General features: G+C 73.4%; 10 protein-coding genes. 6 read left to right on the top strand and 4 right to left on the bottom strand.

Annotated elements, in window-relative coordinates; all coding sequences use genetic code 11:
• The first annotated feature begins 726 nt into the window (after nt 1-726).
• Nucleotides 727-1836, top strand: coding sequence for a PP2C family protein-serine/threonine phosphatase (locus ACWDAS_RS27175; protein ID WP_450395860.1), 1110 nt, complete (start codon nt 727-729; stop codon nt 1834-1836).
• Nucleotides 1837-1901: 65 nt separating this feature from the next.
• Nucleotides 1902-3413, top strand: a complete 1512-nt coding sequence (locus ACWDAS_RS27170) for a SpoIIE family protein phosphatase (protein WP_450395857.1) — start codon at nt 1902-1904, stop codon at nt 3411-3413.
• 72 nt (nt 3414-3485) lie between these two features.
• Here ACWDAS_RS27170 and ACWDAS_RS27165 read toward each other — a convergent pair whose 3' ends face one another.
• Nucleotides 3486-6932 (bottom strand): S8 family serine peptidase, encoded by a 3447-nt coding sequence (locus ACWDAS_RS27165; RefSeq protein ID WP_450395855.1) that lies wholly within the window; start codon nt 6930-6932, stop codon nt 3486-3488.
• Nucleotides 6933-7094: 162 nt separating this feature from the next.
• Here ACWDAS_RS27165 and ACWDAS_RS27160 point away from each other — a divergent pair, with 162 nt between their 5' ends.
• Nucleotides 7095-8090 (top strand): helix-turn-helix transcriptional regulator, encoded by a 996-nt coding sequence (locus ACWDAS_RS27160; protein WP_450395852.1) that lies wholly within the window; start codon nt 7095-7097, stop codon nt 8088-8090.
• Nucleotides 8091-8278: 188 nt separating this feature from the next.
• Nucleotides 8279-10018, top strand: coding sequence for a ubiquinone-dependent pyruvate dehydrogenase (poxB, locus tag ACWDAS_RS27155; protein WP_450395849.1), 1740 nt, complete (start codon nt 8279-8281; stop codon nt 10016-10018).
• A 21-nt stretch (nt 10019-10039) separates the two neighbouring features.
• Here the strand turns inward: poxB and ACWDAS_RS27150 are convergent, their stop codons facing one another.
• Nucleotides 10040-10918 (bottom strand): DMT family transporter, encoded by an 879-nt coding sequence (locus tag ACWDAS_RS27150; protein WP_450395846.1) that lies wholly within the window; start codon nt 10916-10918, stop codon nt 10040-10042.
• Nucleotides 10919-11051: 133 nt separating this feature from the next.
• On the opposite strand from ACWDAS_RS27150, the gene ACWDAS_RS27145 reads away from it, so the two are divergent.
• Nucleotides 11052-11492, top strand: a complete 441-nt coding sequence (locus ACWDAS_RS27145; protein WP_450395843.1) for an N-acetyltransferase family protein — start codon at nt 11052-11054, stop codon at nt 11490-11492.
• Nucleotides 11493-11563: 71 nt separating this feature from the next.
• Here the strand turns inward: ACWDAS_RS27145 and ACWDAS_RS27140 are convergent, their stop codons facing one another.
• The gene (locus ACWDAS_RS27140; RefSeq protein ID WP_450395840.1) at nt 11564-12322 is read right to left on the bottom strand and encodes an MBL fold metallo-hydrolase; all 759 of its coding nucleotides are present in this window, start codon (nt 12320-12322) and stop codon (nt 11564-11566) included.
• Nucleotides 12323-12485: 163 nt separating this feature from the next.
• Nucleotides 12486-12689 (bottom strand): cold-shock protein, encoded by a 204-nt coding sequence (locus tag ACWDAS_RS27135; protein ID WP_450395837.1) that lies wholly within the window; start codon nt 12687-12689, stop codon nt 12486-12488.
• A 445-nt stretch (nt 12690-13134) separates the two neighbouring features.
• Between ACWDAS_RS27135 and ACWDAS_RS27130 the strand changes: the two genes are divergently transcribed.
• Nucleotides 13135-14238, top strand: coding sequence for an AfsR/SARP family transcriptional regulator (locus tag ACWDAS_RS27130; RefSeq protein WP_450395833.1), 1104 nt, complete (start codon nt 13135-13137; stop codon nt 14236-14238).
• The last annotated feature ends 66 nt before the right edge of the window (nt 14239-14304 follow it).

Genomic DNA, 14304 nt, shown 5'->3' with positions numbered 1-14304 from the left:
AGGCGATCGGCTGCGCCTTGGCCATCTCCGAGGGACGGCTGTGGCGTGGGCACGTCGGCGTCGGTAAGGTCCCGCCTCTCCGCGCACCCGGCCGGAGGCCGGACGCCGACCCCGTCGCCTTGACGATGCCCCGTACGGGTCGCACAGTGGACACCGCGTTGCGGCAATGGCTTCCACGATGCGGCACGTAAGGACGGTGGAGCCGTGATCCATACGACTCCGCGCATCCACCGGAGCGCGGACGCACCCGGTGCCGGCCCTGGTCCCGGCCCCGTACTCCCTGCGCACGGCGGTGGCGATCGCCCCGCCACGCACGCGAACCTGCCCGTGTTACCCCCCGCCCTCCACGGCCCGGCCTCGGCGTCCGCGCACCGGACCGGCCGCGCGGGGCGCCGCGTTCCCCCGGCGACCGCCCGGCACGACCGCCCCTGACCCGTCCGGCACCGAGTCCGGTGACGGCCCACCCGTCCGCAGTGGCGCATTCACGCGTTCCCATCGTGCCGCGGGGCGCACGGCACGGCACATCGCGCACCACGTCCGCGCACGGGGTTCGAACCACCCGCAGGACCGCCCATGAACGACTTCTCTCCCCCCGTCCCCACAACGGCGCGGGCCGGCCGTGGCAGCCGCCCGTCCCGCGCAGGCACCGCCGGTGGACGGTGGGGGCACTTCCGGCGTCCCTTCCGGACTGCCGGGCGTTTCCGGGGGGCCGGTACGCGCATCCAGGTGTCCCTGCCGGTCGGGCTGATCGCGGCGATCACCCTGGCCGGGTCCTTCGCCCCCATGGCCGTCCACCTGTCCCCCCTGCTGGTGGCCGCCCCGACCTCCACGGCGGCGTTCGCGCGCGCCCGGTTCACCGCATGCGTCGCCCTGGTGGCCAGCGCGGCCATGATCGTCGTCGACCGGCACGACGGGCTGCTGCACTCGTCGATCCTGTTCATCCACATCGGCGCACTGCTCGCGGTGTCGGGCTTCGTCATCGCCGCCCGGACCCTGCACGACCGCGACCTCAGGGAGCTCAACCAGGTGCGGGCGGTCTCCGAGGCGGCGCAACGGGTCCTGCTGCGGCCGATCCCGCCGCGGATGGGCCCGCTGCGGGTCGCGTCGGTGTACCGGGCGGCGGCCGAGCACGCCCTGGTGGGCGGCGACCTGTTCGCGGCCGCCCGGACCGACGGCACGACCCGTTTCCTGATCGGCGACGTCCGCGGCAAGGGACTTCCCGCCGTCGAGGACGCCTCCGTGCTCCTCGGCGCCTTCCGTGAGGCCGCCCACCACCACGCCACCCTGCCCGAGTTGGCGGCCTCCCTGGAGCTCAGCGTCCGCAGGCACCTGGCCCAGCTCACCGAGTCAGACCCCGAGGCCGGGGAGCGCTTCATCACCGCCCTCCTGGCCGAGGTCCCCGACGACGCCGGACTCGTCCGGATCGTCAGCTGCGGGCATCCCCCGCCCCTGGTGAGGCACGGCGGCCGCGTGGCCGCCCTGGACGCGCTCCGGCCCGCGCCGCCCTTCGGGCTGGCCGGCGGCTCCCCGGACGACTACCACCTCGACACCTTCGTGTTCGGGGCCGGGGACACCCTGCTGCTGTACACCGACGGCGTCATCGAGGCCCGGAACGCGGCCGGCGAGTTCTTCCCGCTGCCCGACCGAGCGGGCGACTGGAACTGGGAGGGCCCGAACCAGCTCCTGCGGCACGTCGGCGACGACCTGGACGCCCACACCTGCAGCCACCTCGACGACGACCTGGCGATGGTGGCCGTGCAGCGCGCCTGCGCACCGGAAGCCGGTCAGGGTCCGCCCCCGCCCCGGCCGCCCCACCCCGCGGAGGCCGCCCTGTGATCGCCGAGCGGGCCGTACGGCCCGGCCGGCGGCACGTCCCCGACCGCGGAAAGGCGCTGTTGACAATGGCCGGCACACGACTCCCGTGGCGACTCAGCCCCCTGCTCATCGGCTACATCGGGGCCGCCTGCGCGGTCCAGCTGGAGGCGTCCGCGGGCGGCCTGGTCCGCTGGTCGCAGTACTCGGCGTTCGCGCCCCTCGCGGCCGCCGCCCTGCTCCCCGTCAGACGTACCCTCGCCGTCGGCATCGCCACCCTGGCCGCCAGCGTGGCCGTCTACGGCTTCGCGATACGCGGGGTGTCCACGGGCGGCCGGACCGTCGTCATCGCCGCGGCCGCGCTCTCCGTCGGTCTCAGCGTCGTCCTCTGCCGGACCCGGCTGCGGCTGCAGCAACGGCAGTGCGCGACCGCCCCCGGGCCGCGGTCCCGCACGACGACCGCCACGGAACCGGCGCACCTCACGGACGGCGGAGGAGCGGACGCCCCGCCCTTTGGTCCGCACGGTCTGCTCCCCGGCCACCTGCCGGTCACCGCGGCCGTGGAGGTCGTCGGCCACTGCCTGCCCGCATGCGGCCGGTCCGGCCCGGTCGCCCACTGGCTCGACGCCATACCGCTGTCCGGCGCCCGGGTGGCGCTCGTCGCCGGCTCGGTCGCCGCCGGGGACGGGACCGCGGCGGGCGACGCGGCCGCCGAACTCCGCGCCGCGGTACGCACGCTGGCCGACATCGACCTGCAGCCGGACGAGCTGCTCGCGCACCTCGACGACGTCCTCGGCCGCCTGCGGCCCGCCGGCGCCGGGGTCAGCGCGGCATGCCTGTACGCGGTCTACGACCCGGTCTCCGGGCGCTGCTCGCTCGCCGGCGCGGGGCACCCCGCACCCGTCGTCGTCACACCCGACGGTGCGGTCACGCCTGTCGGCCTCCCGCCCTCGCGACCCCTGGGAACGGCACGGCCGTCCGTCGAGGCCACCGAGATGGAACTCCCCGCGGGCAGTCTCCTGCTGCTGCTCACCGGCACCGGCGCCGGCGGACCCGGCAGCCCGGGCGGCCCGGAACTCCTCGACGTCCTCACGCGGCCCCACCCGTCACTGGACGCCACCTGCCGGTCCGTCCTCCAGGCCGTGCCGGGAACGGACCGTCCTCCCATGGCCGCCGTGCTCGCCGCCCGCACCCGCGTCTTCGACACGAGCACCGTCGCCACCTGGGACCTGCCGGCCGACCCCGCCGCCGTGTCGCACGCCCGCAGGCACGTGGCGAGAAGGCTCGACGCCTGGGGCCTGGCGGAGGCCGCGCCCTCCACCGAACTCATCGTCAGCGAGCTCGTCACCAACGCCATCCGCCACGCCCGGCCGCCCGTCCGGTTGCGCCTGATCCGTCACGACGGGGGCGTGACCTGCGAGGTCTCCGACAGCAGCAGCACCTCCCCGCATCTGCGGCGGGCCCGCACCTTCGACGAGGGCGGCCGTGGGCTGTTCATCGTCGCCCAGCTCACCCGGCGCTGGGGGTGCCGCCACACCCCGCAGGGCAAGACCATCTGGGCCGAGCACCCCTGTCAGGCCGGGACCGGTACGGCCTGCTGAGACCGTCGCCCACGGCGGTCCCGCGCCCGGGGGACGCCCGGGCGCGGGACCGCCGTACGGTGCCGCCGGCGGTCACCGGCGCACGGTGAACTCCCCCGTGAGCGGCCCGAGTCGCACGCTGTACGTGCCCGCGGCGCCGCGTCGTACGGTGAAGCCGACGCGTATGTCGTGACCGGCGCGGACCCGGACGGTGCGGCGCTGCTCGACCTCGCCACCGACCAGGAGCACGGCCTCGTACGTCCCGGTCCGCTCGCCGACGTTCTTGACGTCGGCGCCGATGCGGACCGGCCTGCCGGGCCGGGCCCGTTGCGGGGTGACGGACAGGCCGCTCAGCGCGAAGACCGGTTCAGGACCCGCGATCCGGTCGTGGACGAAGACGTCGAACCGGCGGTTGGTGTCGTCGGCGACGAGGTTCGTCGACGCGCTCTCGAAGGCGACGTACCGTCCGTCCCCGCTGAGGGAGGGGAGGTCGGATGCGCCGTCCCCGTCCGCTCCCTCCGGCGCGGTGGAGACCCGCTCGGTGGTGCCGGCCGTGCGGTCGCGGACGAAGACGTCCGGCTGCCGGTTGGTGTCACCCGGGTCGAGGTTCGCCGCGTAGCTGTAGAAGGCGACCTTGCTCCCGTCGTCGCTGAGCGAGGGCGCGAAGGCCCAGTCTTCGGCCTCGGTCCCGCCCGAGGTGACGGAGACCTCCTCCGAGGCGCCGGTCCGCAGGTCGTGCGTGAACAGCTGCCAGTTGTTGGTGAAGGCGACGACCCGGCCGTCGGCACTGATGACGGGACCGGTGTTCTCGCCGGGCCGCGGGCCGGGCACCTGCGTGGTGGTGCCGGTCTGCCGGTCGTGGACGAAGACGTCGAGCTCCCCGTCGGTGTCGCCGGGCACCAGGTTGCCGGCCGCGCTCTGGAAGGCGACGTACCGTCCGTCGGCGCTGACCGACTGCTCCCTGGAACTGCCGTTGCCGGGGGTGCCGTCCGGGGCCTGTGAGACGCGGCTGGTCCGCCCGGTCTGCCGGTCGTGGACGAAGACGTCGGTGGCGTTGTTGGTGTCGCCGGGCACGAGGTTGTCGGCGTCGCTGTTGAACACGGCGTAGCGTCCGTCGGCGCTCAGGGAGGGCGCCGAGGACAGGCCGTCGGCCTGGGTGCCGTCGGAGGCCACCGAGACGCGTTCCGTGGCGCCGGTCTCCCGGTCGTGGACGAAGCTGTCGGTCTGCTGGTTGGTGTCGACCGGCACCAGGTTCGTGGCACCGCTGTTGAAACCGACCCAGCGGCCGTCGGCGCTGAGGGTGGGCGTCAGGGAGAAGCCGTCGGCCTGGGTGCCGTCGGAGGCGACGGACACCCGCTCGGTCTCGCCGGTCCGCAGGTCGGTGACGAAGACGTCGAGCTCACCGTTGGTGTCGCCGGGGGCGAAGTTGGACGCCGGGCTGGCGAAGGCCACCGCCGTCCCGTCCGCGCTCAGCTCCGGCCACCATGCCTCGTGGTTGCCCTGCTTGCCCTCGGAGGTCAGCGACACGCGCTCGGTGGCCGGCGGTCTGGGCAGCTGCAGAGCGGCCCGACCGGCCGGACCCGAGCCGTGCACGCTCACCCGTACGGGCTTGGAGCGGGAGATGCCGGGCGCGGCGGCGGAGACCTCGTACTCGCCGACGGGGACGTCGCGGATCGTGTAGCGGCCGTTGTGATCGGTCGTGGCCTTCAGCGGGTCGGGGACGTCGAGGACGGCGACCGTCGCTCCCGGTACCGTCGAACCCGTCGGCCCGTAGGTGACCCGGCCGGTGATCACCCCGCGGCGGGTCGGCGTCAGCCGGAGCGACAGGTCGGTGTACCGGTCGGCCCGCACCCGGGCGGTGGTCTCCTGCGCCGCGTAGCCGAACCGCGTCAGCCGCAGGGCGTGCGTGCCCGCCGCGAGGCGCAGCTCGAAGCGGCCGTCGGCTCCGGTGGTGACCGTGCGTCCGGTGTCCGTGCGGGCCACGGTGACGCCGGCCAGCGGTCGGCCGCTCTTTGCGTCCCTGACCGTGCCCCGTACGCCGCTGCGCAGTGCAGCCTCCTTCACGGCGGCGTACGCGTCGATGCGGCCCCAGCCGTAACGCGGGTTGGGGCGCGCGCCGTAGCGCTGGTCGAAGAAGGAGGTGCCGGTGAGGATGGCGAGGGCGTCGTCAACGGTGAGGTCCGGGCGGGCCTGGAGCATCAGCGCGACGGTGCCGGACACGTGCGGTGTGGCCATGGAGGTACCGCTGAGCAGCCCGTAGTCGCCGCCCGGGAGCGCGGACAGCACGTCCACGCCGGGCGCGGAGACGTCGGGCACGACGTACGACTGGGGCCATTCGGCGGGCGCGTCGATCCAGTCGCTCCGGTCGACGACCTCGCCGCAGGAGAAGTCGGCCACGTCGTCGGCGTCGTCGGTGGCGCCGACGGACACGGCCTCGTACACGTTTCCAGGGCTGGCGGAGCCGTCGACGCACTGGTTGCCGATGGCGAAGGAGGGGAACACCCCGGCGCGGTAGATGTTGCGGGTGGGTTCGATGAGTTCGTCCGCGTAGCCCTCGGCGCCGAGCGACATGCTGACGACGTCGGCGGGTTCGCCGGCGGGCTTTCCGTCCGCGTCGTAGGGGGCGATCGCCCACTCCATGCCCGCGATCACCTGGGCGAGCGTTCCCGAGCCGCCCGGGATGATCAGTCCGGCCATGAGGTCGGCGTCCGGGGCGACGCCGATCCGCGTGCCCGAGGCGTCGCCGCCCGCGATGGTGCCGGCCACGTGCGTGCCGTGGAAGCTGCTGTCGTGGGGCAGGGAGGCCACGGGCTCACCGGTCGCGGAGAACTCGAGCCAGCCGCCCGGGTGGGCGGGGTCCGCGGCGTCGTCGGTGGCGAGCTTCCCGGCCAGGTCGGGGTGGTCGAAGTCGACGCCGGTGTCCAGGACCGCGACCCGTACGCCCTTCCCCGTCGGCCCCTGCTCGGCGCGCACCTTGTCGACGCCGATCTTCGTCAGGCCCCAGGTGCTCGCCTCCGCGGCCGCCGCGCGGCTCGCCGTGGCGGGCTTCTCGGGCTCGGTGGAGGGCGCCTTCAGGGTGAAGTTGGGGATGATGTGGTCGACCGGCGCGAGGGCGGCGAGTTCCCGGAGGGTCTGCGGCCTGACCTTCACCAGGACCATGTTCTTCAGCCAGAAGGTGTTGAGCACCTCGTCGCCGCGCGACTCGACCAGGTCCACGACCGGGGACTGCACGGAACGTGCGCTCCGGGTCAGTTCGGCCCGCACCGCACCCGGCTCGGCACCCTGCTCGGGGAGTGCGGTGCGGTCGCGCAGCACGACGGCCGCCTCGACACGGCCGTCACCCCGCGCACCGGCGGCCTCCATCCGGCGGACCAGCACCGGGTCGATCTTCTGTCGCCCGGCCGGCTGCGTCGCCGGCGCCGGGCCGCTTCCCTGCGCCGCCGCCGGGAGGGCGGTCAGCAGCAGCGTGCATATCCCGAGGGCCGGCAACCACGCGCGGTGGCGGCGTTGCCCGAGTAAGCGGCGGGCGGACAGCGGCATGGGCGCTCCTTCGTGCGACGTGGGTCCACGTCCTCGAGCCGGAATGACGGTGTACCGCCGGGAACGCTGACATCCGCTTCGCCGGGCTGACAAGATGATCGGGGGGCGACTTCCCGTCAGGTGACGGGAGTACGACACGTGAGGACGGCGCGAAGGCGGACCATGCTCGAATCCATCGGCCTGAGCCGGCAGGACGAAGCGGTGTACGAAGCCCTGATCCGCCGTGTGCACGCCACCGTCTCGGAACTGGCCCACGACTGCCGGCTCCCCGCTCCCACGGCGCGGCGCTGCGTGCAGTCGCTGGTCTCGCTCGGCCTCGCCGTCCGCTCCACCGGGCGCCCCGTCACCTACGCCGCGGTCTCCCCCGACAGCGCCCTGGAGACCGTACTGCGGGACCGGGAGCGGGCGTTGAACGACGTGCGCTCCCACGTCACCGGCCTGATGGACCTGTACCGCGCCGGCACGCGTTTCGTGAACCCGGGCGAGCTGGTCGAGGTCGTCTCGGGGCGCGACGACGTCAACCGCCACTGGGCGCAGATGCAGCAGAGCACCCGGACACAGGTGCGGGGCTTCGACCGGCCGCCGTACGCCGCCGTCGAGGAGCACACCGAGCCGAACCCGATCGAACTCGAGCTGCTCAAGCGCGGCGTCGCCTACCGCGTCATCTACGACAGCACCGTGCTCGCGCTCCCCGGCTGGCTGGCGGACGTCACCGTCGGCATCCGGCACGGCGAGCAGGCCCGCGTCGCCCCCGGACTGCCGATGAAGCTGGCCGTCTCCGACGACCGGCTGGCCATCATCCCCCTGCTGCGGCCGGGCGACAACGCGGTGACGGCGTCCTATCTGATCCACCCCTCGCCGCTGCTCGACGCACTCATCGCGCTCTTCGAGGCCCTGTGGGAGCGCAGCGTCCAGGTGCGCCTCCCGGCGAGCGACGGTCCGGCGGGCCGGCTGGAACAGACCGCCGGCGAGCTCTCCGCCGAGGAGGCCAAGCTGCTCACGCTGCTGGCCGCTGGCGCCACCGACAAATCGGCCGGCCGCGCCCTGGGGTGGAGCGAGCGCACCGTCCAGCGCCATGTCACCAGGCTCATGCAGCGCTTCGGCGCGCAGACGCGCTTCCAGATCGCCATGGAGGCGACCCGCCGCGGGTGGATCTGACGCCTCCGCCGCCCCCTCGCCGGGGCCGCGCCGTGGCGGAGCTCCCGCACGCCGCGTCCCACCGGCCCGGCGTGCCGACCGACGGCCGCACGTCGTGTCGCTTCACGCGGTTCGCGTGATGTGTCACAAAATGTCCGGGGTGCCGTGGGCATCGCGGACGTTCACGGACCAGCCGTCAGGGAGACCTCGTGGGTACCACCGTCGCAGATGTCATGGTCGCGGCTCTGGCGGCATCCGGCGTACGCCGCGTCTACGGCCTGCCCGGGGACTCACTGAACGGCTTCACCGACGCCCTGCGCCGCAACGGGGCCGTCTCGTGGGCGCACGTGCGGCACGAGGAGACCGCCGCGTTCGCCGCCGCGGGCGAGGCGGCGGTCACCGGAGGGCTCGCGGTGGCGGCCGGCAGCTGCGGCCCGGGGAACCTGCACCTCATCAACGGACTGTTCGACGCACAGCGCAGCCGTGTGCCGGTGCTGGCGATCGCGGCGCACATCCCGCGCGCGGAGATCGGCGGGGAGTACTTCCAGGAGACCCATCCGCAGGAACTGTTCCGCGAGTGCAGCGTCTACCGCGAGATGGCGAGCATCCCGGAGCAGATCCCCCGGCTGCTGCGCATCGCGATGCGCACGGCGCTGGAGCGTGCCGGCGTCGCGGTCCTGGTGATCCCGGGCGAGCTGTTCCTGGCCGACATCGACCTGCCGGCCCCTCCCCGTCCCGTGGTCGCCACCTCCTCTCACGTACGCCCGGCCGAAGCCGCCCTGGCGCGGGCCGCGGAGGTGCTCAACAGGGCGGAGCGGGTGACCGTCCTCGGCGGCGCCGGCTGCCGGGACGCGCACGACGAGGCGGTGGCACTGGCCGAGGTGCTGAAGGCGCCCGTGGTGCACGCGCTGCGCGGCAAGGAGTTCCTGGAGCACGACAACCCCTACGACGTGGGGCTGACGGGCCTGATCGGCTACAGCTCCGGCTACCGGGCGATGGAGCACTGCGACGCGCTGCTGATGCTCGGCACCGACTTCCCCTACCGCCAGTTCTATCCCGGCCCCGGCGTGCCGGTCGTCCAGGTCGACGTGCGCGGGGAGCACATCGGGCGGCGCACGGACGTCGACGTGCCACTGGTCGGCACCGTCAAGGACACCGCCGCGGCACTGCTGCCTCTGCTCCACCCGAAGACCGACCGCTCCTTCGCCGACCGGATGACCGGCCACTACCGGCGGGTGCGCGGCCGGCTGGACCACCTCGCCGCGGCCGGCCCCTCGGACTCCCCCATGCACCCCCAGCACGTCGCCGCCACCGTCGACAAACTCGCGGCCGCCGACGCCGTCTTCACCGCCGACGTCGGCACCCCCACGGTGTGGGCGGCCCGCTATCTGACGATGAACGGCCGCAGGCGGCTCGTCGGCTCCTTCAACCACGGCACGATGGCCAACGCCCTGCCGCACGCGATCGGCATCCAGGCCTCCCATCCCGGTCGCCAGGTCGTCGCCCTGTGCGGAGACGGCGGCCTGAGCATGCTCCTCGGGGAACTGCTCACGCTGCGTCAGCTGGACCTGCCGGTCAAGGCCGTGGTCTTCAACAACACCGCGCTCTCCTTCGTGGAACTGGAGATGAAGGCCGCGGGGATCGTCAACTACGGCACCGAGCTGGGCGAGGCCGACTTCGCCCAGGTCGCGCGCGCGGCAGGGCTGTTCGGGGCCAGGGCCGAACGGCCGGCACAGCTCGACGAGGCGCTCGCCGCCGCGTTCGACCACGACGGCCCCGCCCTGATCGACGCGCGCACCGCCCGCCATGAACTGTCACTGCCCCCGAAGATCACCTACGGCCAGCTCAAGGGCTTCACGCTCTTCGCCACCCGTACGATCCTCTCCGGGCGCGCCGACGAGATCGTGGAGCTGGCCAGGACGAACCTGCGCGAGCTCGGCTTCGACTAGAGCCGGTCGCCGGAACCCCGCTCAGCGGGGCGCGCCCGGCGCGACCAGGGTGTGCACGAGGGGGACGCGGACCAGGACGAACGCGCCGGCCACGACGAGCAGCGCGCCCAGCAGCATGGGCAGGAGCCACCAGCCGTCCCGCAGGTGCTCCTCGAAGACCGTCACGCCCAGGGCGAGGCTCACGGTCGCGTCCCCCAGGGTGAGCGCGGGCTGGGAGGCCACCAGCGGCCCCGACTGCATGGCGTTCTCCAGGAGGAAGACGGCCACGACCCCGACGAGGGCGAAGCCGTACGTCTGCCACGCGGTGAAGAAGGCGGCGGGTCCGTCGCTGCTCCACACCTGTGTCGCGTCCTTCAGGAGCCCGGCGGTCAGCGCGTAGCAGATCGCCGCGCCGAGGCCGAAGCACGCGGCACGCACCCGCCCCTCGGGGCGCCGGACGGCGGTCAGCGTCAGGAGCAGGACGGCCGCGGCGCAGCTGGGCAGCGCCAGCGCCCACACGCCCGGGCGTGGCTGCGCCGGGCCGCCGCTGGGCGAGGCCGCCCACAGTCCCGTGCCCAGCCCGGCCACCATGGCGCCGACGGCGGCCCAGCCGCGACGCGGGAGCCGCCGGTGGAGCACCAGGCCGCCGATGAACAGGGCGAAGGGCAGTTCCAGGACGAAGAGCGGCTGTACGAGCGAGAGCGCGCCGTTCAGCAGGGCCAGCGCCTGGAACGCGGCCGCCGCGATCACCGCGCCGAACCCCGCGAGCCACACGGGCTTGCGCAGCAGCTCGCCCATGAGGGCCGGGCGCAGCCCCACGGAGAGCGGGACCGTCCGTGCCGCGTAGCGCTGAAGAACGGTGGCCAGGGCGTTGCTGACCGCCGCGAGCAGGGCGAACAGCACGGCAAGGGCGGTCTGCACCAGGGCTCCCCTCGGGATCCCGGCCCACGCTGATCGCTCCGCTCCCCCACCGGGACGCGCGACGCGTGCGCGACCTGAGGGGTCTCGGCAAACCGGGTTGACGCCCCTTGCCGTGCACCGGTTTCCTGCTGCGATGCCGACACTTCGCATCGAACGGCCCGACGGCGACGCCATGCTCGAGGACTGGCGGTTGGTCCACAACACGATCATCCCCACCGACCCCCTCTCCCTCGACGACGTGCGCGAGCGTTCGCGGCGCAACCACCTCCAGGTCGCCTACCTCGGCGGCGTCGCCGTGGGCTGCACGACGGTACGGCCGCCCACGGGCGAGGACGCGACGGCCACGGTCATCGCGCGGGTGCTGCCCGAACACCGCGGGCAGGGGTTCGGGCAGCAGCTCTACGCCCGGGGGATGGACCGGGCGCGGGAGCTGGGCGCGGGGGTGATCGAGACGATCGTGCTGGCCTCCAACGTGGAAGGGCTGCGCTTCGCGGAGGCGCACGGCTTCGTCGAGGTCGAGCGCTACGTGCTGGACGGCGACACCGTCCCGTACGTCACGCTGCGGCTGGCCTGAGCGGCGGCCCCGCGTCCACTCCGCCGGGCCGCCGTTGTGCGACATCCGCGGGCGGCCCCGCATCGGCGTCGCTACCGCTCCGCGGGGGCGCTCCGCCGCAGGTAGCGCGCCGCCACCTCGCGCAGCCGGTCCCGGCCGAAGCTGCGCCCGTGGCCCGGGTGGACGACGGAGACGTCCAGCTCCGCGAGGAACTCCACGGTGCGCCGGTAGGCGGGCACGTCGGACTCGGGGAGGTCGTCGACGAGGTAGCCGTCGTAGACCGCGTCGCCCGAGTAGAGCACCCCGGTGCGCTCCTCCAGGAGCGCGACCGAACCGGGCGTGTGGCCGGGCAGGTGGAGGACGGTGAGCGTGCGGTCGCCGAGGTCGATCCGCTCGTCCCCGCCCAGCGTGCGGGTGAGGGTCACCGTGCCGATGCCGTAGCCGCCCGGGTCGTACGCGGGGTCGGGCAGGGCGTCGATGAGGAGGTCGGGGAAGGACGCGCCCACGTCCTCGGTGCCGAGCCGCTCGGCGAGTTCGGCGCCGTACAGGCTCGCCGGCACGCCGCGCGCCAGGGCCGCGGCGTCCGCGGTGTGTGCGGCCCGGTCGTGGAACTCGTGGGCTCCGCCGACGTGGTCGAGGTGCGCGTGGGTGAGGACCAGCAGCGGGTCCCGCGCGAACACACCCGGCATCTCCCGGCCCAGGGGGACCACGCCGAGGCCGGCGTCCACGACGAGGTCGCGGTCGGCGCCGCGCAGCCACCACACGTTCGCCTTCAGGATCTGGTGGACGTGCGGCTCGCTGATTCGGACGAGGCCGTCGTCGACTTCGCGTTGCTCGTACCAGTGCGTCATGTCGGCCCAGTGTCCTCGCCCGCGGTACGCGCCTTTCGGCGGGGGTGCGGGTGGGTGCGGCGCGGGCCGGTTCGGGGCCGGACACGGCGACGGGGTGGCCCGGTCGTCCCGGTCGCGCGTAGTGCACTCCCGGGGACGACCGGGCCACCCCGGTCACGAGCCGTCAGTTGCGGATGATGTTCTCCGCCTGCGGCCCCTTCTGTCCCTGGGTGACGTCGAACGTCACGGCCTCACCCTCGAGCAGTTCGCGGTAGCCGGTGCCGGCGATGTTCGAGTAGTGCGCGAACACGTCGGGGCCACCCCCGTCCTGCGCGATGAAGCCGAAGCCCTTTTCCGAGTTGAACCACTTCACGACGCCTGTCGCCACCGCGTCCATCCTTCACGTTCCAGCTGACGAGCCACGCCGACTGCGTGGCCCGCAGTCGTCCCGTGTCCGGGACGCCCACGGACCCCTCCATACCCGATGTGCTCGACTTTTACGCCACCCAGCCTCATGCGTACGCCCCCTGCGGCGGCGGACCGTCCGGCAGGCCGGTGCCGAACCGGGGGCGGCCGACCGTGCGGCGGCACGAAAGGACGCCGCTCCGGGGCGCCGCTCCGCACCGACTTCCGCACATTCGTGGAGCAATGCCCGAAGTCCGCCGGGAGAGCCCCGCGGAATTTTGCGCACCTCTGGGTCGACACGCGTAGATGTTTTAGGTTAAATGGTGCATACGCTGTCGCGGCAATCCCCGGGCAGGGCTTGCGATCCCCTTGTGACGAGTTCGTGTGCGTGATACGTTCGCGGGCGTCAGCGGGGAGTGTGGGCGGAAATGCATAAAAAGCAATCTGTCGACCATGTCCAAGAAGCGTCCGGTGACCTCGGACCGATCAACTTATTAGATTCGGACGAATTAAGTCCGAAGTTCCTCATGCTGGGACCGGTGAGGCTGGCGGGCGGTGGCAATGTCGTCGCACTGCAGCCGTCGAAGCCCGCCAATCTCCTGGCGGCGCTCCTTTTACATCCCAATTCCACGGTGTCCGCGGAATTCCTGCAGCGGGTGGTGTGGGGCGAGGAGCAGCCCGTCTCCGCCAGGTCGGCCCTGCACACGTGCGTGCAGCGACTGCGGCAGCTCTTCGCCAAGTACGGCATCGCCGGCACCCTGATCGAGGCCGTCCCGGGCGGCTACCGGATCGGCGCGGACGCCGGCTCGCTCGACCTGATCGCCTTCCGCGACCTGCTGCGCGGCGCGGAGGAGGCACCGGACCCGGAGCGCGAACTGCGCATCCTGCGGGCCGCGCTGGCGCTGTGGCAGGGCCCGCTGCTGGCCAACATCCACTCCGACATCCTGCAGCGCGAGGTCGTGCCCCGGCTGACCGAGGAGCGCCTGCGCGCCATGGAGCGGGTCTTCGACATCGAGCTCGCGCTCGGCCGGTGTCGCCAGGTACTCGCGGAGCTGTGGCCGGTGGCCCGCTCCCATCCGGCCCACGAACCCTTCTGGGCACAGCTGGTCCAGGCCCTGCACCGGACCGGCCGGCGCGCCGAGGCGCTGAGCGAGTACCGGGTGGTCAAGCAGTACCTGCGCACGGAACTCGGGGTCGACCCCGGGCCCGCCCTGCAACGGCTGGAGCTGGCGGTACTGCGCGGCGACGACCTGTCGGCCGGCCCTCCCGGACGTTTCCTCCCGCATTCCGGCACCAATGGTCGAGACCATTCCGCCGCCCGTTCCGATATCGCCCCGGCGGATCCCGCACCCGGTAGCTCTTTCCTGTCCCGGGGCGCCGCCCAGGTCCTGGAAACGCTCATCGGGGCCGGCCTGCTGGAGGAGGGGCCGGACGGCCACTACCGAATGCACGACTCGCTCCGCATTCTCGCCCGGGGGGCGATGGAATTGCGGACGGAGGCGTCCGGTCCCGATATGTCCCCCAGTTCCTGATCGCCGTTCCCGGCGGCTCCGGGAATGTTACCGCCGGTATCCGTTGTCCGCTGACCGCGCCCGAAT

The sequence above is a fragment of the Streptomyces sp. NPDC001070 genome (assembly GCF_053598835.1).
The sequence above is the reverse complement of the archived record's forward strand: the minus strand, read 5'-3'. Positions and strand labels throughout refer to the sequence as shown.

Excerpts from the sequence above, each read along its gene's own strand:
- ACWDAS_RS27170 (WP_450395857.1), top strand. The coding sequence starts at position 1,902 with ATGGCCGGCACACGACTCCCGTGGCGACTCAGCCCCCTGCTCATCGGC.
- ACWDAS_RS27165 (WP_450395855.1), bottom strand. The coding sequence starts at position 6,932 with ATGCCGCTGTCCGCCCGCCGCTTACTCGGGCAACGCCGCCACCGCGCG.
- ACWDAS_RS27160 (WP_450395852.1), top strand. The coding sequence starts at position 7,095 with ATGCTCGAATCCATCGGCCTGAGCCGGCAGGACGAAGCGGTGTACGAA.
- ACWDAS_RS27145 (WP_450395843.1), top strand. The coding sequence starts at position 11,052 with ATGCCGACACTTCGCATCGAACGGCCCGACGGCGACGCCATGCTCGAG.
- ACWDAS_RS27140 (WP_450395840.1), bottom strand. The coding sequence starts at position 12,322 with ATGACGCACTGGTACGAGCAACGCGAAGTCGACGACGGCCTCGTCCGA.
- ACWDAS_RS27130 (WP_450395833.1), top strand. The coding sequence starts at position 13,135 with ATGCATAAAAAGCAATCTGTCGACCATGTCCAAGAAGCGTCCGGTGAC.